Annotated in this window: 19 protein-coding genes; 12 read left to right on the top strand and 7 right to left on the bottom strand. The window is 69.5% G+C overall.

The genetic code is table 11. The features are described from left to right. Window positions 1–52 precede the first annotated feature (52 nt). Window positions 53–1,474 carry a hypothetical protein gene (locus WFH23_RS09740; RefSeq protein WP_336662372.1) on the bottom strand — a complete coding sequence of 474 codons (1,422 nt, stop codon included), beginning with the start codon at window positions 1,472–1,474 and terminating at the stop codon, window positions 53–55. Between the two features lie 9 nt (window positions 1,475–1,483). Here WFH23_RS09740 and WFH23_RS09745 point away from each other — a divergent pair, with 9 nt between their 5' ends. Genes WFH23_RS09745 through recN form a run of 6 tightly spaced genes read left to right on the top strand, consistent with a single transcriptional unit; the run spans window position 1,484 to window position 7,491 of the window. After that, window positions 1,484–2,635: a hypothetical protein gene (locus tag WFH23_RS09745; protein ID WP_336662373.1), complete on the top strand. Its 1,152-nt coding sequence runs from the start codon at window positions 1,484–1,486 to the stop codon at window positions 2,633–2,635. Further along, window positions 2,635–3,675 carry an HAD-IIA family hydrolase gene (locus WFH23_RS09750; RefSeq protein ID WP_336662374.1) on the top strand — a complete coding sequence of 347 codons (1,041 nt, stop codon included), beginning with the start codon at window positions 2,635–2,637 and terminating at the stop codon, window positions 3,673–3,675. Before WFH23_RS09745 ends, WFH23_RS09750 begins: the two co-directional genes overlap by 1 nt. Window positions 3,676–3,715: 40 nt before the next feature. Further along, window positions 3,716–3,955, top strand: a complete 240-nt coding sequence (locus WFH23_RS09755; protein WP_336662375.1) for a hypothetical protein — start codon at window positions 3,716–3,718, stop codon at window positions 3,953–3,955. Then, complete coding sequence (locus WFH23_RS09760; protein WP_336662376.1) at window positions 3,942–4,880, top strand: TlyA family RNA methyltransferase; 939 nt, start codon at window positions 3,942–3,944, stop codon at window positions 4,878–4,880. Before WFH23_RS09755 ends, WFH23_RS09760 begins: the two co-directional genes overlap by 14 nt. Further along, window positions 4,877–5,803, top strand: a complete 927-nt coding sequence (locus WFH23_RS09765) for an NAD kinase (protein WP_090151307.1) — start codon at window positions 4,877–4,879, stop codon at window positions 5,801–5,803. Before WFH23_RS09760 ends, WFH23_RS09765 begins: the two co-directional genes overlap by 4 nt. After that, window positions 5,800–7,491, top strand: a complete 1,692-nt coding sequence (recN, locus tag WFH23_RS09770) for a DNA repair protein RecN (RefSeq protein WP_336662377.1) — start codon at window positions 5,800–5,802, stop codon at window positions 7,489–7,491. The genes WFH23_RS09765 and recN overlap by 4 nt, the downstream gene beginning before the upstream one ends. Here recN and WFH23_RS09775 read toward each other — a convergent pair. Further along, the gene (locus WFH23_RS09775; RefSeq protein WP_336662378.1) at window positions 7,483–8,145 is read right to left on the bottom strand and encodes a cation transporter; all 663 of its coding nucleotides are present in this window, start codon (window positions 8,143–8,145) and stop codon (window positions 7,483–7,485) included. The two genes, recN and WFH23_RS09775, sit on opposite strands and share 9 nt — an antisense overlap. Continuing rightward, window positions 8,142–8,510 (bottom strand): Cd(II)/Pb(II)-sensing metalloregulatory transcriptional regulator CmtR, encoded by a 369-nt coding sequence (gene cmtR, locus WFH23_RS09780; RefSeq protein WP_336662379.1) that lies wholly within the window; start codon window positions 8,508–8,510, stop codon window positions 8,142–8,144. The genes WFH23_RS09775 and cmtR overlap by 4 nt, the downstream gene beginning before the upstream one ends. Before the next feature lie 145 nt (window positions 8,511–8,655). On the opposite strand from cmtR, the gene WFH23_RS09785 reads away from it, so the two are divergent. The 6 genes from WFH23_RS09785 (at window position 8,656) to WFH23_RS09810 (ending at window position 18,769) form a co-directional block, all read left to right on the top strand. After that, entirely contained in the window at window positions 8,656–9,918 is a 1,263-nt protein-coding gene (locus tag WFH23_RS09785; RefSeq protein WP_090151296.1) for an AI-2E family transporter, read from the top strand. Window positions 9,919–9,962: 44 nt separating this feature from the next. Further along, window positions 9,963–11,657 carry a CTP synthase gene (locus WFH23_RS09790; protein ID WP_090151293.1) on the top strand — a complete coding sequence of 565 codons (1,695 nt, stop codon included), beginning with the start codon at window positions 9,963–9,965 and terminating at the stop codon, window positions 11,655–11,657. Next, the gene (locus WFH23_RS09795; protein WP_090151290.1) at window positions 11,650–12,333 is read left to right on the top strand and encodes an NUDIX domain-containing protein; all 684 of its coding nucleotides are present in this window, start codon (window positions 11,650–11,652) and stop codon (window positions 12,331–12,333) included. The genes WFH23_RS09790 and WFH23_RS09795 overlap by 8 nt, the downstream gene beginning before the upstream one ends. Then, window positions 12,333–13,316, top strand: coding sequence for a site-specific tyrosine recombinase XerD (locus WFH23_RS09800; RefSeq protein WP_336662380.1), 984 nt, complete (start codon window positions 12,333–12,335; stop codon window positions 13,314–13,316). Before WFH23_RS09795 ends, WFH23_RS09800 begins: the two co-directional genes overlap by 1 nt. 153 nt (window positions 13,317–13,469) lie before the next feature. After that, window positions 13,470–17,456 carry a Pls/PosA family non-ribosomal peptide synthetase gene (locus WFH23_RS09805; RefSeq protein WP_442918732.1) on the top strand — a complete coding sequence of 1,329 codons (3,987 nt, stop codon included), beginning with the start codon at window positions 13,470–13,472 and terminating at the stop codon, window positions 17,454–17,456. A gap of 20 nt (window positions 17,457–17,476) precedes the next feature. Continuing rightward, window positions 17,477–18,769, top strand: coding sequence for a M1 family metallopeptidase (locus tag WFH23_RS09810; RefSeq protein ID WP_336662382.1), 1,293 nt, complete (start codon window positions 17,477–17,479; stop codon window positions 18,767–18,769). On the opposite strand, the gene WFH23_RS09815 is transcribed toward WFH23_RS09810, so the two are convergent. From WFH23_RS09815 to WFH23_RS09830, 4 genes are all read right to left on the bottom strand, one after another. Then, the gene (locus WFH23_RS09815; RefSeq protein WP_336662383.1) at window positions 18,721–19,467 is read right to left on the bottom strand and encodes a hypothetical protein; all 747 of its coding nucleotides are present in this window, start codon (window positions 19,465–19,467) and stop codon (window positions 18,721–18,723) included. The genes WFH23_RS09810 and WFH23_RS09815 overlap by 49 nt on opposite strands. A 76-nt stretch (window positions 19,468–19,543) precedes the next feature. Continuing rightward, the gene (locus WFH23_RS09820; RefSeq protein ID WP_336662597.1) at window positions 19,544–20,080 is read right to left on the bottom strand and encodes a YbhB/YbcL family Raf kinase inhibitor-like protein; all 537 of its coding nucleotides are present in this window, start codon (window positions 20,078–20,080) and stop codon (window positions 19,544–19,546) included. Window positions 20,081–20,127: 47 nt separating this feature from the next. Next, window positions 20,128–20,862: an SDR family NAD(P)-dependent oxidoreductase gene (locus WFH23_RS09825; RefSeq protein ID WP_336662384.1), complete on the bottom strand. Its 735-nt coding sequence runs from the start codon at window positions 20,860–20,862 to the stop codon at window positions 20,128–20,130. Beyond that, a complete protein-coding gene (locus WFH23_RS09830; protein ID WP_336662385.1) occupies window positions 20,855–22,282 on the bottom strand; it encodes a sodium:solute symporter family protein in 1,428 nt (475 codons plus the stop codon). The genes WFH23_RS09825 and WFH23_RS09830 overlap by 8 nt, the downstream gene beginning before the upstream one ends. Window positions 22,283–22,417 lie beyond the last annotated feature (135 nt).

The raw sequence follows: 22,417 nt of genomic DNA on the forward strand, positions 1-22,417 counted from the left end.
ATGGTACTGCAAGGGGGACCTTGTGGGAGAGTAGGACACCGCCGGACACCTTTTACAGAAAGGGTCGTACAGTGTAAGCCAGAGACGGCACACACTGTACGACCCTTTCGCTTTTTATAGACATCTCAACAGCGCTGATTCTCGGAGGCACCTTATGAATGAACGACCCGATCGGAACGACTCCTCGGATCGTGGCCCCCGTAATCAGCGTGGTGAAGGTCGCCGTGATTCCGGTGACCGCCGCCCGCAGCGCGACGGTGATCGTCAGCGTCCGCAGTACGGGAACCGTGACGATCGGGGTTCGCAGCGCCCGCAGCGTGATGGCGATCGGCAGCGGCCTCAATACGGCAATCGTGATGATCGTGCGCCCCGCCGCGATTTCGGTGATCGGGACGATCGTCGCCCGCAGCGCGATGGGGATCGTCAGCGTCCGCAGTACGGGAACCGCGATGATCGTGGTTCGCAGCGGCCGCAGTACGGCAACCGCGATGATCGGGCATCCCGCCGCGACGATCGGGGAGATCGTGCTCCTCGCCGTGACTTCGGTGATCGGGACGATCGCCGCCCGCAGCGCGACGGCGATCGTCAGCGCCTGCAGTACGGAAACCGTGACGATCGTGGTTCGCAGCGTCCGCAGTACGGCAACCGCGATGATCGTGGTTCGCAGCGGCCGCAGCGTGATGGCGATCGGCAGCGTCCGCAGTACGGCAATCGTGACGATCGTGCGCCCCGTCGCGATTTCGGTGACCGGGACGATCGCCGTCCGCAGCGCGATGGGGATCGTCAGCGTCCGCAGTACGGGAACCGTGACGATCGTGGTTCGCAGCGTCCGCAGTACGGGAACCGTGACGATCGTGGTTCGCAGCGTCCGCAGTACGGGAACCGTGACGATCGTGGTTCGCAGCGGCCTCAGCGTGATGGCGATCGGCAGCGTCCGCAGTACGGCAATCGTGATGATCGTACTCCTCGCCGCGATTTCGGTGATCGGGACGATCGTCGCCCGCAGCGCGATGGGGATCGTCAGCGTCCGCAGTACGGGAACCGCGATGATCGTGGTTCGCAGCGGCCGCAGTACGGCAACCGCGATGATCGGGTACCCCGCCGCGACGATCGGGGGGATCGTGCTCCTCGCCGTGACTTCGGGAATCGGGACGACCGTCGCCCGCAGCGCGATGATCGGGGGGATCGCGCACCGCGCCGCGAGTTCGGTGACCGCGACGACCGTGCGCCCCGCCGTGACTTCGGTGATCGCAACGACCGCGGGGACCGCGGAGATCGTCGTCCGCAGCGCGATGATCGCGCTCCGCGGCGCGATTTCGGCGGCCGCGATGAGCGTGCGCAGCGCGATGACGCCCCCGGGTACGGACGCGGCGGAACCCGAGGCGCCGGCCGCAGTGACCGCGGTGGTCGCGAGCGTGTGTTCACCGAGGCCGAGCGCCTGCAGCATGAACTCCGACCGGTCCGGTCCGATCACCGGGACCCCGTGCTTCCCGACGAGGTCGAGCCGAAGGACTTGCACCCGTCGGCGCGCAATGAGCTGAAGACGCTGCAGGCGGACGTGCAGGAGCGTGTGGCCCGTCACCTCGCCATGGTGGCCTTCCTCATCGACGATGACGCGGAACTCGCGCACCAGCACGCTCTCTCGGCGAACCGCCGAGCCGGCCGCATCCCCGTAGCTCGCGAAACCTTGGCGATCACCGCCTACCGAACAGGTGACTATGCGCTCGCACTGCGGGAGCTGCGAACGTATCGGCGGTTGAGCGGCCTGGATGGCCACGTCGCACTGATGGTCGATTGCGAGCGCGGCTTGGGGCGCCCCGATAAGGCGATCGAAACCGGACTCGAAGCGGACACCTCGCGCCTGGACACCGAGCAGCGGGTGCACCTCGCGATCGCGATGTCGGGTGCTCGCCTGGACCTCGGGCAGACGCAGCAGGCGCTCTTCGAGCTCGAGATTCCTGAGCTGAACCCGACGAAGGCGTTCTCGTGGAGCCCCGATCTCTTCGCCGCATACTCCGCGGTGCTCGAGGATCTCGGTCGTTCTGCTGAGGCCGCGAAATGGTTGGAGCGAGCGGAGCAGGCAGCACGAGCACTGCAGGCGCACCATGGATCGCTCGACGAGCTCGAGGTCTTCGAGGTCTATGAGGATGCCATCGAAGAGGAGCGTGACGCCGAGCTCGAGAACGAGGCGGCCGAAGAGGTGATCGGCGAGTTCGCAGGCGTGGACGAGGCAGCCGACGAGTCCGACCCTTCGGACGATGCGGATCGCTCCGACGAGACCGATGCCGATATCGAGGCGGATCGCGAGATCGTGGAGTCGGTCGAAGAGGAGCCGGCCGAAGAAGAGCCGGCCGACGAGGAGCCGGCTGGTCAGATCGGAGAGGAGCGGACCGAAGCTGAAGCGCCCGAGGCGGCGCTGCCCGAGGCGGCTCTGCCCGAGGCGGCGTTGCCCGAGGCGGAGATGTCGATCGAGGACGAGGTGGACGAGTTGCTCGCTGCCGCGGGTATCACCGGCCTCGCTTCCGGCGTCGACACGGCGTCCGAGCCCGACGACGGTTCGGAGTCGTTCGCCGAGTCGGACGACCCGACCGACGTCGGCGACGAAGCCGAAGAGCGGACGGAGCAGCGCGACTGATGGGGCTGTTCGGGAAACGTGCCACTGCGCTCGGCGCAGCCCCGATCGAGGGCCGCGAGCTGTTGCTCGCGGATCTCGACGGGGTGATCTACCGCGGGCCCGACGCGATCCCGCACGCGGTCGAACAGCTCAATCGGGCTGCGCGCGCCGTACGCATCGGGTACGTGACGAACAATGCCTCCCGCACCGATGCATCGGTGGCGGAGCACCTCCGTGAGCTGGGCCTCGACACCGAAGCCGCAGAGATCGTCACGTCCCCGCAAGCGGCCGTCTCGTTGCTCCGACAGACGGTCGCCGCCGGTTCCCGCGTGCTGGTCGTCGGTGGCGACGGGCTGGTCGACGAGCTCGGGAAAGCGGGCTTCGAAGTGACTCGCAGTGCCGAGGACGATCCCGCTGCCGTCGTGCAGGGCTTCGCGCCCGATGTCGGATGGGCGCACCTCGCGGAGGCCGCATTCGCGCTCGCGGAGGAGCCGGGGCGAGATCCGCTCCCGTGGATCGCGACGAACACCGACTGGACGATCCCGGTGGCACGCGGTCTGGCTCCGGGCAATGGAACACTCGTTTCAGCGGTGCATACGGCGGTGCAGCGGCTCCCGGTGTTCGCGGGGAAGCCGGAGACGCCGATCTTCGAGGCGGCGTTCGCGCGCTTCGGCACACGCAATGCGCTGATGATCGGCGACCGACTCGACACCGATATCAAAGGCGCGCTCGCTGCGGGGATCCCCTCACTGCACGTGCTGACCGGTGTCGATCGACCGAAGCAGCTCGTCGCGGCGTCTCAAGACATGCGTCCGGACTACATCGTGGCGACGCTCGCCGAACTCCACGAGCCGTACCCGACGACGGAACGCCTGAAAGACGGCACCGTCCAGGTGGGCACGGCGAAGGTGCGCATGGACGGCCACATCGCGTCGGTCGTCGCCGAAGGCGATTCGGCGATCAACCTGCTGCGGGCGGGATGCGCGGCGATCTGGGCCTCGGGTCTCGCCATCTACGGGCTGAAGGTGCCGGAGATTCTGTACGAGGATCACTGGCGCTGAGCCACGGGTGCGTGTCCGACGTCCTCGCTAGTCTTGACGTATGAGCGAAACCGAGAATCGCGAGGAGCGGACGAGCCCTGAGGCGGGTGGCGCCGCGGAGGGCGGCCTCCCGTCGGCGGCCGACTCCTTCGACCTCGGCACGGGCGAGGCCGACGACGGCCTGCTCAGCCGGATCGAACTCATCGAGTCCCAGCCGCTCTCGCACCGTGCGCAGAAATTCGAGCAGGTGCACGACGAACTGCTCGCCGAGTTGCAGCGAGGCGATCATGGCGCCGTCTGAGGGCGGCGAGCCGGAGACGCATCGTGGTGAGACGCGGGATGGCGCGGCGACCGTGAGCGCGGAGCTCCAGGCGACTTGGGGCGGCACCGCCGAGCGCCTCGATCGGGTGGTGCCGCTACTCGGCCTCGCCCGCTCGCGCAGCCGTGCGACAGAACTCATCGGCGCCGGTCAGGTCGTGGTCAACGGGGCCGTCGCCGTAAAGCCGGGCGCGAAGGTCGTCGCGGGCGATCTGGTGACGGTGGACGGGGCCGACCACTACGTGGGCCGTGCAGCGCACAAGCTGCTCGCGGCGCTCGAGGCCTTCGCCATCGATCCTTCGGGGCGCGTGGCCCTGGATCTCGGAGCCTCGACGGGCGGCTTCACGCAGGTCCTCCTCGAGCGCGGCGCGCGCATCGTGCAGGCGATCGATGTCGGCCACGATCAGCTCGCCCAGCAACTGCGGGATGACGATCGCGTGAAGCTCGTCGAGGGGCGCAATGCGCGAGCACTCACGCCGGCCAATCTCGCCGCCGATACCGGGGTCGCCGACGCCCCGACGCTGGTCGTCGCCGATCTGTCGTTCATCTCGCTCCGGCTCGTCTTTCCGGCGATCGCGGCGTGCGCGGCACCTGCAGCTGAGCTCGTGCTGCTCATCAAGCCGCAGTTCGAAGTGGGTCGCGTGAAAGACGGCGTGGTCACCTCGCCCGCGCAGTGGGGCGACGCGGTCCGCACCGTGCTCCAGGCCGCTGCCGAGCACGGGTTCGCACTGCGCGACCTCGCAGCTTCACCGGTGATCGGGGCGCACGGAAACCGGGAGTTCCTCGGGTATTTCGTGCGCGCTGCAGATGCGCTTCCGACAGAATGGGAGGCGCGCATCGCCGAGCTCACAGGGGCTCCCGAAGCGCGGCCGAGCATCGATACAGCACGAGCGGACGAAGGGCGATGAGCATGCAGGTCGACGAACCACGGCGGATCCTGATCGTGTCGCACACGCATCGCGATGAGGCGGTCGCCGCGACAGTCGAAGCCGTGACCGCGCTGCTCGCCGCCGACGTCGTTCCCGTGCTCGACGCGCAAGACCGGGACGACTTCTCTCCGCACCTCGAAGTCGAGCGCATCGCACTGCTCGGCGCGGACGTGGCGGTGACGGAGCTCGAAGCCGCCATCGTGCTCGGCGGCGACGGCACGATCCTGCGGGCGGCCGAGCTGCTCCGAGGCTCGGAGTGCCCCATCGTGGGAGTGAATCTCGGCCATGTCGGATTCTTGGCCGAGATGGAGAGCTTCGATCTCACGACGACCATCGATCGGGTGCTGCAGCGCGACTACACGGTCGAGGAACGCCTGACCGTCGATGTTCGCGCGAGCCTGGACGGACGGCTGATCGCAGACACCTGGGCGCTCAACGAGGCCAGCGTCGAGAAGCAGCGGCGCATGCTCGAGGTCGAGATCGGGGTCGACGGTCGGCCGATCTCGACGTTCGCGTGCGACGGCGTCGTGCTCGCGACCCCCACTGGCTCGACCGCCTATGCCTTCTCCGCGGGCGGACCGATCGTCTGGCCGACGGTGCAGGCGATGCTCATCGTTCCGATCGCCGCTCACGCGTTGTTCAACCGTCCGCTGGTCACCGGCACCGACTCTGAGCTGCGCGTGCGCATTCTCCCCGAGAACATCGGGCCGGGGGTCCTGTGGTGCGACGGGCGCAGACGCACGGAGCTCCCGGCTGGATCCATCGTGACGGTCAGCCGATCCGCGCAGTCGGTGCGGCTCGCTCGGTTGAACGCCGGGGTCTTCTCGGATCGACTGGTGCGTAAATTCCACCTGCCGACCTCAGGATGGCGCGGCAGTCGTCGCGGAGGTGAGGTCGCATGATCGAAGAGCTCAGGATCAGGGATCTCGGGGTCATCGTCGACTCGACCGTGCCGCTCGGCGCGGGGTTCACGGCCATCACCGGCGAGACCGGCGCCGGCAAGACCATGGTCGTCAGCGCGCTCGGGCTCCTCATGGGGGAGCGCAGTGACGCCGGTGCCGTGCGAGCCGGTGCAACTCAGGCGCGCGTGCACGGGATCGTGCGCACCTCCGATCCGATCGTCGCCGACATCGTCGACGAGCTGGGCGGCGAGATCGAAGACGATGAGCTCGTGCTCAGCCGAACCGTGAGCGCGGAAGGACGCAGTCGCGCGGGTGTCGGCGGAGCCAGCGCCCCCGTGGGAAGTCTCGGGAGGCTCGCGGATCGCCTGTTCGCGGTGCACGGGCAGTCGGAGCAGTTGCGCCTGAAATCGACTGCGGCGCAGCGCGAGACGCTCGATCGCTTCGGGGGAGAGGAGCTGTCTCGCACGCTCGCCGAGTATCGGGTCAGCCACCAGGAGCGTCAGCAGCTGAGCGCGCGCGTGCAGGAGTTGACGGAAACACGCGACGAACGAACCGCGGAAGCCGAGCGCTTGCGCGCCGAGTTGGAGGAGATCGCCGCCGTCGACCCGCAGGCGGGCGAGGAGATCGAGCTCGCCGGCCGCATCGAGCTGCTGAGCAACGTCGAGGCACTGCGCGCCGCGACGTCCGCCGCGCACGAGGCGTTGGCGAGCGAATCCGACGAGCCGCTCGTGAGAGACGCTGGCGGACTGGTCGACGACGCTGTGCGCGAGCTCGAGCGGGTCGCCGAGTTCGACCCTCGGCTCGCGGCCGTGCTCGAAACGCTGCGGGGCGTCAGCTTCCAGATCGCGGATGCGGCAACCGAACTCGCCGCCTACGCCGGCGATCTCGATGAGGAAGGCCCCGGCGAGCTCGCGCGCGCGAACGATCGCCTTGCGGCGCTGAACGGGCTCTTCCGGCTCTACGGGGCCGACAGCGCCGCGGTGATCGCCACCGCCGAGAACGCTGCCGAGCGTCTGTCGGAGCTCGACGGCGACGGCGGCCTGGTCGACGAGCTGTCGGAGCGCTTGGAAGCCGAGACGGAGCGCGAGCGCGACCTTGCTGCGCGGTTGACAGAGCAGCGGACAGCGGCGGCCGTCCGGTTGTCAGAGCTCGTCACGGCAGAGCTGCGGCAGCTCGCGCTCCCCGACGCCGAGTTCGTCGTCGAGGTGTCGCCGGCGGCGACGCTCGGCGGATCAGGGGGCGACGACGTGCAGCTGCTGCTGAGTCCGCATCCCGGCGCGGCCCCCCGGCCGGTCGCGAAGACCGCCTCCGGGGGAGAGCTGTCGCGCGTGATGCTCGCGCTCGAGGTCGTCGTCGCCGGGGTCGATCCGGTGCCGACCTTCGTGTTCGACGAGGTCGACGCGGGCGTCGGAGGTGCCGCAGCGATCGAGATCGGTCGGCGTCTCGCTCGCCTCGCGCGCACGTCTCAGGTCATCGTGGTGACGCACCTGGCGCAGGTCGCGGCCTTCGCGTCGAACCATCTGCAGATCGTCAAAGACTCGGCGGGTGGGTTCACAGAGAGCAGCTGCCGGCGTCTGGAAGGAGACGCGCGACTCGCCGAGATGGCGCGTCTGCTCTCCGGCCTCAGCGACTCCGGGAGCGCACTCGAGCACGCCGCCGAACTCCTGGCATTGCGCGAATCAATCTGAGTGCGCGCAGCACGCGTCACCGCGCCAGGCTTGAACGCCTTCGCGCACCGCGAGAGCCGCGATGACCAGGGCGGCGATCGAGTCTGCCCACGCCCACCCGAGCGTGCTGTTCAGCACCAAACCGAGCAGGAGCGCTGCCGAAAGGTAGCTGCAGATCAGGGTCTGCCGCGAATCGGCGACGGCGGATGCCGAACCGAGCTCTCTGCCGGTGCGGCGTTCGAACCAGCTCAGCGCAGGCATCACGGCGAGGCTGACCGCTGCGAGCACGATTCCCACGGTCGAGTGCTCGGGCTCGCTGAAACCGGTGAGTGACAGCACCGCATCGACCGACACGTAGGCGGCGAGAGCGAAGAACGAGACGGCGATGATGCGCAGGGCGGTGCGTTCGCGGCGCTCGGGATCGCTCCCCGAGAACTGCCACGCCACCGCCGCAGCCGAGAGCACCTCGACGATCGAGTCCAGGCCGAAGCCGATGAGTGCGGCCGAGGAGGCAATGCCTCCGGCGATGAGCGCGATCACGGCTTCGACGATGTTCCAGGCGATCGTGCACGCCACGACGATGCGGATGCGGCGCCGGAGCACACCAGCTCTGGCCGGGGCTGGCGGTGCCGGTCGCGCTGCGACGGCCACGGGCGCTTCGGAGTCGGTGGTCATGAGCTCGTCTCCGCACCGACGGCGCCGCAGCATCCCGCGACGGTACAGGCGGCGTCGCCGCAGGGTGCGCCGCCGTCGACAGCGAGTGTGACCTGCAGGAGTTCGGCCAGCGCCGCGGTCAGATGGGGATCGGCGATCTCGTAACGGGTGCGTCGCCCTTCCGGTTCTGCGACGACGAGTCCGCACCCCCGCAGACACGCGAGATGGTTCGACACGTTGGTGCGGGAGAGCCCCAACGAGTCTGCGAGCGCGGCGGGATAGTCGGGCGACTCGAGCAGTGCCAGCAGTATTCGCGCCCGCGACGGGTCCGACATCGCGCGCCCCAGTCGCGACATGGCGTCGAGGCGAGAAGTAGTGTTCAGCATGCACTGACTATACATTGGATGCTGACCAATGGGCAGGGTGGCCCGAGCTCGGAAGCCGAGGCCCGCCCGGGCGAGCTCGGCGGGCCTCGCGCGGCGTCCGCGCTCGCGGCGCAGCGATGTCCGCGGTGACTGCTACGCTCCCCACATGGTGAAGTTGTTCGGCCGGTTCGGCGCTCAGGGCCCGAGGAAACCGGATATCAGCGACGATGCGGCGACGAAGGCTGCGTATCTGGATTCGCATCCAGACGTGAAGCACGCCGACATGGAGCAGATGGACTCCGACACGCGTGAGATGTACCGCGACGCCCGTGAGGCCGCGGTCGACGCCCGTGAAGAACGGGCGAAAGCTCACACGCGCGAGTTCGTGATCCGGGGGCCGTTCCAGCTCGGCTTCACCATCACGCTCGGCGTGCTCGTGGCACTGGTGTTCGGCGGGATGGTCGAGCAGGTCACGACGATCCTCATGTACGTCGCCTCTGCGCTGTTCGTCGCGCTCAGCCTGGATCCGCTGGTGCGCGCGTTGCACCGGCGCGGAGTGAAGCGTCCCATCGGCATCGGCATCGTGTTCAGCGGCTTCGTGCTGATCATCGCGGGGCTGCTCGCCATCATCATCCCGATGATCGCGAACCAGATCACCCTGCTGGTGCGCAGCGCTCCGTGGCTCGTCCGAGACGTGATGCGGCAACCGTGGTTCCTCGATCTCAACGAGCGCTTCGGTCAATTCATCGATTTCGACAAGCTGCTCGGGATCGGTCAGGATTTCGTCAGCAATCCCGAGAACTGGGCGCAGGTCGCCGGCGGTGTGTGGCAAGCCGGCATCGGCATCGCCAACGGGGTGACCGCTGGGCTCATCGTACTGATTCTGTCGCTGTACTTCCTCGCCTCGCTGCAATCGATGAAGCGCGCCTTCTACTCGCTGGTGCCGAGATCGGGCCGCGCGAAGGTCATAGACATCACCGAGCAGGTGACCAAGTCCGTCGGCGGGTACGTCAACGGAATGGTCATCCTGGCGTTCATCAATGCGGTGCTCGGATTCGTGATGATGTCCATCGTCGGCGTGCCCTTCCCCGGCCTCGTCGCTGTCGGCGTGTTCTTCCTCGCCCTCATCCCGCTGATCGGATCGGTCGTCGCCACCGTGCTGGTCACGATCGTCGCGCTGTTCGACGAGCCGACGACCGCAATCATCGCCGCGATCTACTACCTGATCTACATGCAGATCGAGTCGTATCTGCTGACGCCGCGCGTCATGAACCGCGTCGTCTCAGTGCCGGGGGCCCTCGTGGTCATCGGTGCGCTCGCCGGCGGCACGCTTCTCGGCCTGCTGGGCGCCCTCATCGCGATCCCCGTCACAGCGGCGGTGCTGATGATCGTCAAGCAGGTCTGGGTGCCGCGGCAAGAGCTGCGCTAGATCCGTCGCCATTTGTCCGAGTTGAACTGATAAGATTGAAGCCCGTGGGAACAGAGCAGAGCGCGGACCAGGCCGGAATCACCAAACACATCTTCGTGACCGGAGGTGTCGTCTCCTCGCTGGGAAAGGGCCTTACGGCTGCGAGTCTCGGAAATCTGTTGACGGCGCGCGGATTGCACGTCGTCATGCAGAAGCTCGATCCATATCTGAATGTGGATCCGGGCACGATGAACCCCTTCCAGCACGGCGAAGTCTTCGTGACTGACGACGGTGCGGAAACGGACCTCGACATCGGTCACTACGAGCGGTTCCTGGGAATCAATCTCTCCCAGGCCGCCAACGTCACGACGGGTCAGATCTACTCGACCGTCATCGCCAAGGAGCGTCGCGGCGAGTACCTGGGCGATACGGTCCAGGTCATCCCGCACATCACCAACGAGATCAAGCGCCGCATGCGGCTGCAGGCCTCCGAGACGCCGCGGCCCGACGTGATCATCACCGAGGTCGGCGGCACGGTCGGCGACATCGAATCGCAGCCGTTCCTCGAAGCCGCGCGCCAGGTGCGGCACGAGCTCGGCCGCAAGAACGTGTTCTTCGTGCACGTCTCGCTCGTGCCGTTCATGGGCGCCTCAGGCGAGCAGAAGACGAAGCCCACGCAGCACTCCGTCGCCGCTCTGCGCTCCATCGGAATCCAGCCCGACGCGCTCGTGCTCCGCAGCGACCGCCCGGTCACCGATGACAACCTGCGCAAGATCGCGCTCATGTGCGATGTCGACGAGGAAGCCGTCGTGAACGCCATCGACGTTCCGAGCATCTACGATCTGCCGCAGCTGCTCAACGATCAGAGCCTCGACAGCATCATCGTCGAGAACCTGGGCCTCTCCGATCGGTCGAACGACGTCGACTGGTCGGGCTGGCAGCCGGTGCTCGACGCCGTGCACCACCCGAAGGGCGAAGTCACGCTCGCGCTCGTCGGCAAGTACATCGACCTCCCCGACGCCTACCTCTCGGTCACCGAGGCGCTGCGCGCCGGCGGGTTCGCGCACTCGACCAAGGTCAACATCCGCTGGGTGCCCTCCGACAGCTGCCAGACCCCCGAGGGCGCACTCGAGGCGCTCGGCGACGTCGACGGCATCTGCGTTCCCGGAGGCTTCGGCATTCGCGGCATCGAGGGCAAGCTCGGGGCACTGCGCTTCGCCCGCGAGAACCACATTCCGACGCTCGGCCTGTGCCTCGGCCTCCAGTGCATGGTGATCGAGTACGCGCGCAACGTGACCGGACTCGAAGGCGCATCGTCCACGGAGTTCGATCCCGAGACGCCGGTTCCCGTGATCGCGACGATGGCCGAACAGGTCGACATCATCGACGGGGGCGACCTCGGAGGCACGATGCGCCTCGGACTCTACGAGGCCGCGCTCGCCGAGGGCTCCCTCGCGGCGTCGCTCTACGGGGCGCCGACGGCCACGGAGCGTCACCGCCACCGCTACGAGGTGAGCAACCGGTACCGCGACGAGATCGGCGCATCCGGTCTCTCCTTCTCCGGGACGAGCCCGGACGGTGCGCTCGTCGAATACGTCGAGCTGCCGACCGACGTGCACCCGTACTACATCGCCACTCAGGCGCACCCCGAGCTGCGCTCCCGCCCAGGGACGCCCCACCCGCTGTTCGCCGGGCTCGTCGAAGCGGCGATCCATCGCCGGGACGCCGCGCAGCTCTTCGAGGTCGACAACGGTGAGTGACGCCGTCGGCGCGGCCGCGAGCGAAGGGCCTGACGCGTTCGGTCCCCTCGCAGACGAGCGCGCCGACGACGTCCGCGTCGGCGAGAGCACCGTGCTCGCGCACGGAGCGGTGTGGGACATGCGGCGCGATCGCGTCGCGTTCGGGGGAGCCGAACTGGCGCGGGAGTACCTCGACCACACAGGCGCCGTCTCCGTGCTGGCCATGGACGACGAGGATCGCGTGCTCCTCATCAAGCAGTACCGGCACTCGACGGGGCACCGGCTCTGGGAGATTCCAGCCGGACTCATGGACGTCCCCGGCGAATCCGCCCTCACGGGAGCCCGACGCGAGCTGGCCGAGGAGGTGGACCTTCAGGCCGAGAGCTGGCATCTGCTGCTCGACCTGTTCCTGGCGCCCGGCAGCTCCACAGAGGCGATGCGCGTCTTCCTCGCACGCGGACTCTCGCCTGTTGCGCACGACTACGTGCGCTCGGAGGAGGAGGCCGAACTGCGCCCGCAGTGGGTGCCGCTCGACGACGTGGTGGACGCGGTGCTCGACGGTCGCGTGCAGAACACGGTCACCGCGAATGCCGTGCTCGCCGCCGCTGCCGCTCGCGCACGGGGCTGGCGTCCGCTGCGCGACCCCGAGCTCCCCTGGACGGGGCGCGACGCCGTGCGGGGAGAGCGTTCGCGCTGATGCCGCTCAGCGTGGAAGAAGGTGCGGAGCGGTACCTGCGACACGTTGCGCTCGAGCTCGGACTCTCCGCGAACAGTCGCTCGGCGTATCGACGCGACCTCGTCGCGTACGGAGCGTGGCTCGCCGAGCGAGGCGTGCCCGATCTGACGTGCGTAACTCCGGAGACCCTGTCGGAGTACGTGGCCGACCTTGCGAGTCCGCACGGGACACCCGGCGGCGAGATCCGGCCGCCGCTCGCGGCAGCATCGATCACGCGGCGGCTCTCGACGGTGCGCGGCATGCATCGGTTTCTCTTCGAGGAAGGCCTGCTCGACGCGCACGCTGGCAGCGGCGTGCGCACACCGAAGCGCGCCCAGCGATTGCCGAAGGCGCTGCCCCTCGCAGACATCGAGGCACTGCTGCAGGCCGCGGGCGGCGACGACCCGGTGGGCCTGCGAGATCGCGCCCTGCTCGAACTGCTCTATGCGAGCGGGGCACGGGTGAGCGAGGTCACGGCGCTCGACGTCGACGACCTGCTGGCCGCGCCCGGCACGGCCGACGCGGTGGAGGATCCCGACACCGCTCTGGGGTCCGGCGGGTTCGTGCAGGTGACGGGCAAGGGATCGAAGCAGCGGATCGTGCCCTACGGCAGCTACGCCGGCCGAGCGCTCGCCGCCTACCTCGTGCGCGCACGCCCCGCGATGGCGGCGCGCGGTGCGGGCACGCCGGCGCTGTTCGTCGGGCCCCGGGGAGCGCGGCTCTCGCGGCAGAGCGCGTGGCTCGTGATCAAGGCCGCCGCCGAACGCGCAGAGCTCAGCCAAGAGGTCTCCCCGCACACGCTGCGCCACTCCTTCGCCACGCACCTGCTGGCGGGCGGCGCCGATGTGCGCACGGTGCAGGAGCTGCTCGGGCACGCCTCGGTGACGACGACGCAGATCTACACGCAGGTGACCGCCGATACCCTCCGCGAGCACTACCTGCTGGCGCACCCGCGCGCGAAATAGGAGCGCTCGCGAATGAACGGCAGATGGCCGAACGGGAAAGGTTCGGTGCTCGGCGCCGAAATCTCCGCATTCGGGTAACGCGCCGCGGGTCTCAGGTGACATATTCGAAGCAGACCGTCCGCGCTGCCCGAGCATCGGCACCCTGCGGCCCCGATGCGACCAGCGAAAAGATACCGTCTCTTGAATGCCACGCCGAGCGAGCACCCACAGGTTCCGCTGACCCGCGCGACCCACGCCGCACCCGAGCGCACGCTCATCGACATCCTCAGGGCGACCGCCGTGACGCATCCCGACGCGTCCGCGATCGACGCGGGGGCGGGAGCGCTCAGCTACCGGGAGCTCGTCGTCGCGGTCGAGGCTCGCGCCGCGGGGCTGCGCGCATCGGGTGTCGGCCGCGGCGACCGCGTCGGTGTGCGCATCGATTCCGGATCGCAGGAGCTGTACATCGCGATTCTCGCCATCATGATGGCGGGCGCCGCGTACGTTCCCGTCGACGCCGACGACACCGACGAACGAGCGCGCCTCGTGTTCGGAGAGGCTCAGGTCGTCGGGATCGTCGGAAACGATGGGTTCGTGCACCGCGCAGGGCCCGAACCACGAGAACCCGAACCACGAGAACCCGAACCACGAGAACTCGATCCACGAGCTCCGGAGCCGGAGCAGTTCGCCGTCGACCCGAACCCCGATGACGACGCCTGGATCATCTTCACGTCTGGCTCGACGGGGGTGCCGAAGGGCGTCGCCGTGTCCCACCGCTCGGCCGCCGCGTTCGTCGACGCCGAGGCGCGCATGTTCCTGCAGCAGGATCCGCTGGGCCCCGGCGATCGGGTGCTCGCCGGCCTCTCCGTCGCTTTCGACGCCTCGTGCGAGGAGATGTGGCTCGCCTGGAGGCACGGGGCCTGCCTCGTGCCCGCGCCGCGAGCGATCGTGCGAGCCGGAGAGGACCTCGCCCAGTGGTTGGTGCGCCAGAACATCAGCGTGATCTCCACCGTGCCGACGCTCGCCGCGATGTGGCCGCGCGAGTCGATCGAACACGTGCGGCTGCTGATCTTCGGCGGCGAGGCGTGCCCGCCCGAACTCGCGGCCGGGCTCGTCGAGGCCGGGCGCGAGGTGTGGAACACGTACGGTCCGACCGAGGCCACCGTCGTCGCCTGCGGGTGCCCGCTCGACGGCGCCTCGCCGATCAGCATCGGGCTGCCCCTCGACGGCTGGGACCTCGCGGTGGTCGACGCTGCGGGGCGCCGGGTCGCACCGGGGGAGTCCGGAGAGCTCATCATCGGGGGCGTCGGCCTGGCGCGGTACCTCGACCCCGCGAAGGACGCCGAGAAGTACGCGCCGATGCCCGAGCTCGGCTGGGAGCGCGCCTACCGCTCGGGGGATCTCGTGCGCTACGAGCCGACCGGGCTCGTATTCCTGGGACGCGCCGATGACCAGGTCAAGGTCGGCGGCCGCCGCATCGAGCTCGGCGAGGTCGAGAACGCCCTGCAAGAGCTGCCCGGGGTCACCGCAGCTGCTGCCGCGGTGCGTTCGAGCGAAGCGGGCGTTCCGGTACTCGTCGGATACCTCGTGGTCGAGAGCGACGAACCGCTCGACCGGGCGCTCGCCCGGGAGCATCTGTCGGAGCGGCTCGCCGCCGGGGTGATGCCGCTGATCGCCGTCGTCGACTCGCTACCCATGCGCACCTCCGGCAAGGTCGACCGGGCGGCCCTGCCCTGGCCGCTGCCCGGCGTGCACGCTCCGGCGGCGACGGGCCTGACCGAGAGCGAGCAGTGGCTGGCGGCGCAGTGGCAGGCTGTGCTCGGGGTGGCCGTGCCCGGTTCGGATGTCGACTTCTTCGACCTCGGCGGCGGCTCGCTCGCGGCGGCGCAGCTCGTGTCCCGCATCCGGGCCCGCGTGCCGGAATTCACGGTCGCCGACATCTACGATGTACCGCGGCTCGGGGCGATGGCGAAAGCGATCTCGGCAGTCGCGGAGGCGCACGACGACGGCGGGTTCCACGAGCCGGCGCCCACGCCGCGCCGCACGCAGTGGCTGCAGACCCTCGCAGGGGCGCCGCTCTTCATCGCGAGCGGCCTGCGGTGGCTCGTGATTCTGCTCACGGCCGGAACCGCCCTCAACCTCACGACCGGGTTCGACGTGCTGCCGAGCGCGCCGATCTGGGTGGTGCTGCTGGCGATCCTCGTGCTCACGACACCCTTCGGCAAGATGGCGATCGCGGCGGCGGTCGCGCGCGTGCTGCTCGCCCGGGTGCGGCCCGGCGACTACCCGCGCGGCGGAGCGGTGCACCTGCGGTTGTGGCTCGCCGAGCAGTTCGCCCAGCAGATCGATGCGGTGGGTCTCGCGGGTGCGCCGTGGATCACCGTCTACGCGCGCGCCCTGGGCGCGAAGATCGCCGCAGACGTGAGCCTGCACACCCTGCCCCCGATCACCGGCATGCTCGCGGTCGGGGCCCGCGCGGCGATCGAACCGGAGGTCGATCTGACCGGGTACTGGATCGACGGCGATCTGCTGCGCATCGGGGCGGTCAGGATCGGCAGCGACGTGACCGTGGGTGCGCGCAGCACGCTCGCACCGGGCACCCGCATCGATGACGGGGCCGAGATCGCCCCCGGATCCGCCGTCTTCGGCCGGGTGAAGGCGCAGCAGACCTGGGCGGGGTCGCCGGCGGTGCGCATCGGCGCGAGTCGCGCTGATCAGTGGCCGGAGAGCCGCCCACCGCATCGGCCAGCGTGGCGCGCAGCCTACGGGCTCTCGTCGGTGGTGCTCGCGCTGCTGCCGTTCGCCGCGTTCGCCGCTGGCGGGCTCGTCATCGCGGCGGGCTTGCGCGGGGCCGACAGTCTCGGGGGCGCCCTCGTCGCCGCGTTCGCGTGGCTCGTGCCCGCGGCGCTCGTCACGGGGGCGGTGTACGCGGGTGCCGTGCTGCTGTTCGTGCGTCTGCTCGCGATCGGGCTCGTCGAGGGAACCTTCCCGGTGCACAGCCGCGTCGGGTGGCAGAGCTGGAGCACCGAGCGGCTGCTCGACGCGGCCCGCGGTTTCCTGTTCCCGATCTACTCGAGCCTCATCACCCCCGTGTGGCTGCGGCTGCTCGGCGCACGCGTCGGGCGCAACGTCGAGGCGTCGACCGTGCTGCTGATCCCCGCGATGACTCGGATCGATGACGGGGCCTTCCTCGCCGACGACACGATGGTCGCCTCGTACCAACTGCATCGCGGATGGATGCGGATCGGGCCGGTGCGCATCGGCAAACGCGCGTTCCTCGGCAACTCGGGTATGGCGGGTCCGGGTCACCGCGTGCCGAAGGACTCGCTCGTCGCCGTGCTCTCAGTCGCGCCCAGCAAGGCGAAAGCCGGCTCGTCCTGGCTCGGGTCACCGCCGGTGCGACTGCGACGCCTCGCCCAGGGCGGCGACGACAGTCGCACGTACCATCCGGGCGCCGGCCTCCGCGTCGCCCGCGCGCTCTGGGAGCTCGGGCGCATGGCCGCGGTCTTCGTCACGGTCGCCCTCGGCATCGCGGTGCTGTTCGCGTTCGCCTGGCTCTGGGCAGCGGTGGGGCCGGTCTGGACGATCTTGCTCTCGGGGATCGTGATGCTCGCCGCCGGGGCGGTGGCCGCCGGGGTGACGACGCTGGCGAAGTGGACGATCGTCGGGCCGATTCGTGCAGGCGAGGCGCCGCTCTGGTCGAGCTTCGTCTGGCGCACCGAGGTGAGCGACACCTTCACGGAGATGCTTGCCGCCCCCTGGTTCGCGCGCGCCGCGACCGGCACCCCGGCGCTCGCCGTCTGGTTGCGCTCGCTCGGAGCGAAGGTCGGCTCCGGGGTCTGGTGCGAGTCGTATTGGCTGCCCGAGCCTGATCTCGTCACTTTGGGCGACGGATCCACGGTCAACCGGGGCTGCGTCGTGCAGACGCACCTGTTCCATGATCGAATCATGAGCATGGATACCGTCGAACTCGCCGCGGGGGCCACGCTCGGCCCGCACAGCGTCATTCTGCCCGCAGCCGTGATCGGCGCGCACGCCACCGTCGGCCCAGCGTCGCTGGTGATGCGGGGCGAGAGCGTGCCGGTCGGATCCCGCTGGAGCGGCAATCCCATCGGCCCGTGGCGGGCGCTCAAACTGCGCGCCTACCAGTCGACGAAGTGACCGTGCGGTTCCGAACGACGATGAGCGACCCCTATACGCCGACGAGCGGCGACCCCGGCTATTCCGTGGCCCACTACGACCTCGCGCTCCAGTACACGCCCCGCACCAACCGGCTCGCCGGCCGCGCGCGGCTCGATGTGCGGGTGCTGGTCGAGACGGATCAGCTGCGAGTCGACCTCATCGGCTTGAGCGCAGACAAGGTGCGCGTCGACGGCGCGCTGCAGCGGCACGTCAAGCAGTCGGCGCACGCGATCACGATCCGCCTCGCCGAGCGGGTCGCCGCCGGCTCGCTCCTGCAGCTCGACATCGACTACTCCGGCCGCCCGGGGCCGCGCCGCTCGCGCTGGGGTCAGCTCGGCTGGGAGGAGCTCGAGCACGGCGCCCTCGTCGCCTCCCAGCCCACCGGGGCTCCGACGTGGTTCCCGTGCAACGACCGGGTCGACGATCGGGCCACGTACGCCATCTCGTTCACCACCGACCGGGGCTTCTTCGTGGCTGTGACCGGCGTGCCCGGCAGGGCGGCCGCCCGATCCGGCAAGACGACCCGGACCTTCACGAGCTCGGTGCCGACCGCGACCTACCTCGTCGCGGCGCACGTCGGCGAGTACGCCGAGTACCGGCTCGGCCCGCGCGCGCGACTCGTCGCACCGCCCGCCCGCGCCCGCCTCGCGCAGCGCGCCTTCGCACCGGTGCCCCGCATCATCGAGACGTTCGAGGAGTGGTTCGGCCCGTACCCGCAGGAGGATCTCACCATCGTCGTGACCGAGGAAGAGCTCGAGATCCCCCTCGAAGCGCAGGGCATGGCGACCTTCGGCCGCAACCACGAGGCCCCGAGCGAGCAGCGGCTCATCGCCCACGAACTCGCCCATCAGTGGTTCGGCAACAGCGTGGGAGTCGCCCGATGGCACGACATCTGGCTCAACGAGGGCTTCGCCTGCTATTCCGAGTGGATCTGGTCGGAGGCATCGGGCGGCCCGACGATCGCCGCGCTCGCCGCAGAGCACCACGCGCTCCTCGCGGCGCTGCCGCAAAACCTGCTCCTCGCCGATCCCGGCCCCACCGACATGTTCGACGACCGCGTGTACAAGCGCGGGGCCCTGCTGCTCGAGGCGCTGCGGCGCGTCATGGGGGAGGGGCCGTTCCGTGCGCTGCTGCTCGTCTGGGCGAGCACGTATCGACATCGGCTCGTGGCGACGGCCGACTTCATCGCGCTGGCGCAGTCGCTGAGCCCGGTGCGCGTCGACGCGGTCTTCGAATCATGGATCTACGCGGAGGCCCTGCCCGAGCTGCCGGTGGTCGGGCTGGCCGACTGAGCACTCGGGCGTCGGGGAGCGCAAGCGAGGCTGAGGATCGCAGACGCGCCGTTCGGCGTCGGCGTGATGCGCCGGTCGGCACCGTGGAACGTGAGAGCCTGTGCCGGATCATCGGCGCCGGCAGGTGACGGGTCTGCGCGCCAGGTGCCGTCGCCGAGCATCGTGAACGACGCGTCTGCGTAGGCGCCGCGGAGCCCCGCGCGACGAGCCTTGGCGACCGCCTCGAGCCGGGTCCAGGCGGCGACGGCGCCCCTCATCTCGCGGGCTCGGGGCGGGCGGGCGCTCCCGAGCGCCTCAGCGATGCGCGCTCGCGTGCTCGGCGAGTCGAGCTCGACGTCGATGCCGAGTGCGAGGGCGCCTGCGGGGGCGACGCCGACGGCGACGAGGCCCGGCGCATAGCTGATGCTGATGAGCGGGGCGGGCGGGCTGGTGGCGTCGGCGGTGCTGGTGCTGGTGCTGGCAGTGGCGTTCAGCAGCCGCGCGACCGGAGCGCCATGGGCGCTGCTGCCGCAGGCGGGGCACTGGCGGGTGACGCGCACCGAGCCCGGGTCGGCAGGCGCGAGCATCGAGGCGAGCAGCGCGTGGGCGACGTCCCGGCGATCCTCATCCGCCGCGAGTGCCCGCCAGGCCAGGCGAACGCCGAACGGCGCGGGCTCGACGTGCGTCTCGGCTCGCTGCGGAGGGTCGGGGGAGGGCACGCGACGAGCGTACCCGGCTGCGGGGCTCGCGCTGATCGGAATGCACCGCCACCGACCAGCGCGAGCCCCTGGCAGCTCAGTGGCCGTAGGTGCCGGTGATGCGGGCGCGGCCGAGCGTCGTGCCGAAGAGCTGGAACCCGAGGAGCGCCGGCGACGCGAGCTCGTCGAGCTCGAGCGATTCGACGCTCAGCGCGTGCACGACGAACATGTAGCGGTGGTCGCCGTGCCCGGGGGGCGGGGCGGCGCCCACGAAGCCGGCGATGCCGCCGTCGTTGCGCAGCACTCGAGCCGCAGCCGGGAAGGCGTTGGTCACGGTGTCGAGCTGCACGGCGCCGGCTTCGAGCTCGGTCACCGAGGCGGGGATGTTGTAGGCGGCGAAATGCCAGAATCCGCTGGCCGTCGGGGCGTCGGGATCGAAGCAGGTCAGCGCGTAGCTGCGCACGCCCTCGGGCGCCCCGCTCCAGGAGAGCTGCGGCAGGCGGTCCTCGCCGCCCGAGCCGAGCATCCCGCCCACCTGCGCGAGGGGAAGCCGGTCACCGTCGGCGAATGAGGCGGAGGTCAGGTCGAACGCGGCGACCTCGGGAAGCGCGTCGTAGGGATCGTAGGTCACGATGTTCCTTTCTTGTTGCGGATTGGGGGAGGTGCGGGATCGGCATGGGGTCAGGCGGTCCAGGCGCCGTCGACCGTCATCACCGTGCCGAAGCAGTACGAACTCTCGGGGCCGAGCAGATAGGCGGCTGCGCTGGCGACCTCGTCACCCGTGCCGGGTCGACCCACGGGAATCTCGGCGCGCATGCGTTCCGCGTGATCGGGTGCGCCCCATCCCGCCTCGGTCATGGGTGTGCGGATCGAGCCCGGCGCGATGGCGTTCACCCGGACGCCGAGCGGGGCGAGCTCGCGCGCCGCCGAGCGCACGAGCGCCGTCACCGCCGCTTTCGACGCGTTGTACGCGACCTGATGCTCGACGCGACGATCCACGGTCGCCGACGACAGCACGACCACCGCGAACTCCTGGTTGTGAAACTGCGACGGATCGAGACGGGCCGCCCATCGGAGTGCGAGGAAGGTGCCGGTGGCGTTGACGTCGAGCACGCGCCGGAAGTCGTCGAGCGATGTCTCTACCAAGGGGCTCCGGGCGCGGATGCCGGCCGCATGCACGAGGCCGGTGATCGACCGGCCGGTCGCGGGGGATCGCGCGAGCTCCGCCCACTGCTGCTCATCGGCGACGTCGAAGTGCTGCACGCGCGGCGCGGCCGCAGTGTCGAGGCCGACGACCTCGGCCCCGTCGGCGCGGAGCCGCGCCGAGATCGCGGCCCCGATCCCCGACGCTGCGCCGGTCACCGCGATGACGCGCTGCACCGCGCTGCCCCGCGAAGACTCGCCCCGCTCAGGCATGCGCCACCGCGCGATCCTGCTGGGCGGGAAGCCGCGATGGGGTCTCCCGGGCGAGCGCTGCGACGATGACGTAGGTGATGAGGGAGACGCCGACCGCGGTGACGATGGTCGGCACCGCTCCGATGACCAGGACGCCGGTGAGCCCGAGCAGGCCGGTGACGGCGCCCGTGACCATCGAGGCGAGCGCGGCGTAGCGCCCGCCGAAGCGGGTGAAGAGGCCGAACATGAAGGCCACGAAGACGCCCGAGCCGTACATGGTGAAGGCCATCGTGAGTACCTGGATGATGCCGGGCACGAGCAGCGAGACGCCGAGCGCGATCACGCCGAGGGCGACGGTGACGATGCGAGACCAGCGGAGCTGGCTCTGCTGGCTGTCGCGGAAGTGGCGGAAGCGCTGCAGGAAATCGTTGGAGATGTTGCTGACCGCCGCGAGCAGCAGCGCGTCCGCGGTCGAGATGACTGCGGAGATGATCGCCGCAAGCAGGATGCCGGCTGCCCAGACGGGAAGCACGTTCTCGATGAGTGCCGGCATCACGCCGACACTCGGGTCGAGCTCGGGAAAGAGGGCGCGCGCGGCCATGCCCGCGAGTGCCGGGACGACGGCGAAGCCAGCGGTGAGCAGCCCGGCGATGCCGGCTCCGGTCGCGGCGGCGCGGGCCGACTTCGCCGAGAAGACGCGCTGCATCACGTCTTGCCCGACGAGTTTGTGGACGACGACGGGAAGCGCGGCGCCCAGCATGAACGACCAGCCCTGGTTCAGCGGGTTGAAGGGCTCTGCGACGCCCGACGCCTCAAAGGTGGACGTGATTGTCGCGAAGCCGCCGGCAGCATTCACCGCGATGACGGCGACGAGGATCATGCCGGCGACGATCACCACGAACTGAATCGCATCGGTGATCGCGACACCCCACATGCCCGAGAGCACGGTGAACGCGATGATGAGCACGACGCCGACGATAGCGCCCCACACTTGACTGAGGCCGAGCGCGGTCAGCGCCGATCCTGCTGCCCCGACCTGCCCCGCCAGAATGCCGGTCAGCGCGAGCACCGAGAGCGTCGACGCGAGCAGCCGCACCGGCTGGCTGCCGAAGCGGGCGTGCAGGAAGTCTGGCACGGTGACGAAGCTGCCGGCGCGCACGCGTTTCGCGACGAAGATTGCGAGGAAGACCAGCCCGACGAAGATGCCGATGGCGAAGGAGATCGCGGCGAAGCCCACCGAATAGGCGTCTTGACTGGTGCCGAGCACGAACGCGCCACCGAAGTTCGTGGCGAGCAGCATGACGGCGATCAGGCCCGCACCCATCTTGCGTCCGGCGAGTAGGTAGTCGGTGTCGGTGTGCACGCGTTTCTTCAGCCAGGCGGCGATGAGGAACATGACGAGCAGATAGGCGATGATCATGAGGGTGATGCCGAGATTCAAGGTATCTCCAGAATGAGAAGCCGAATACATCTTTGGTTTCGGATTGCACACCAACTTAGCTTTGCGGTCGATTTTCTGCAAGCAGAGGAGCGGAATGAGCCCGATTTTGGGCGCGAGCTCGCATCGGTGGGTAAA

The organism is Leucobacter sp. USHLN154, from assembly GCF_037145595.1.
GTDB lineage: Bacteria > Actinomycetota > Actinomycetes > Actinomycetales > Microbacteriaceae > Leucobacter > Leucobacter alluvii.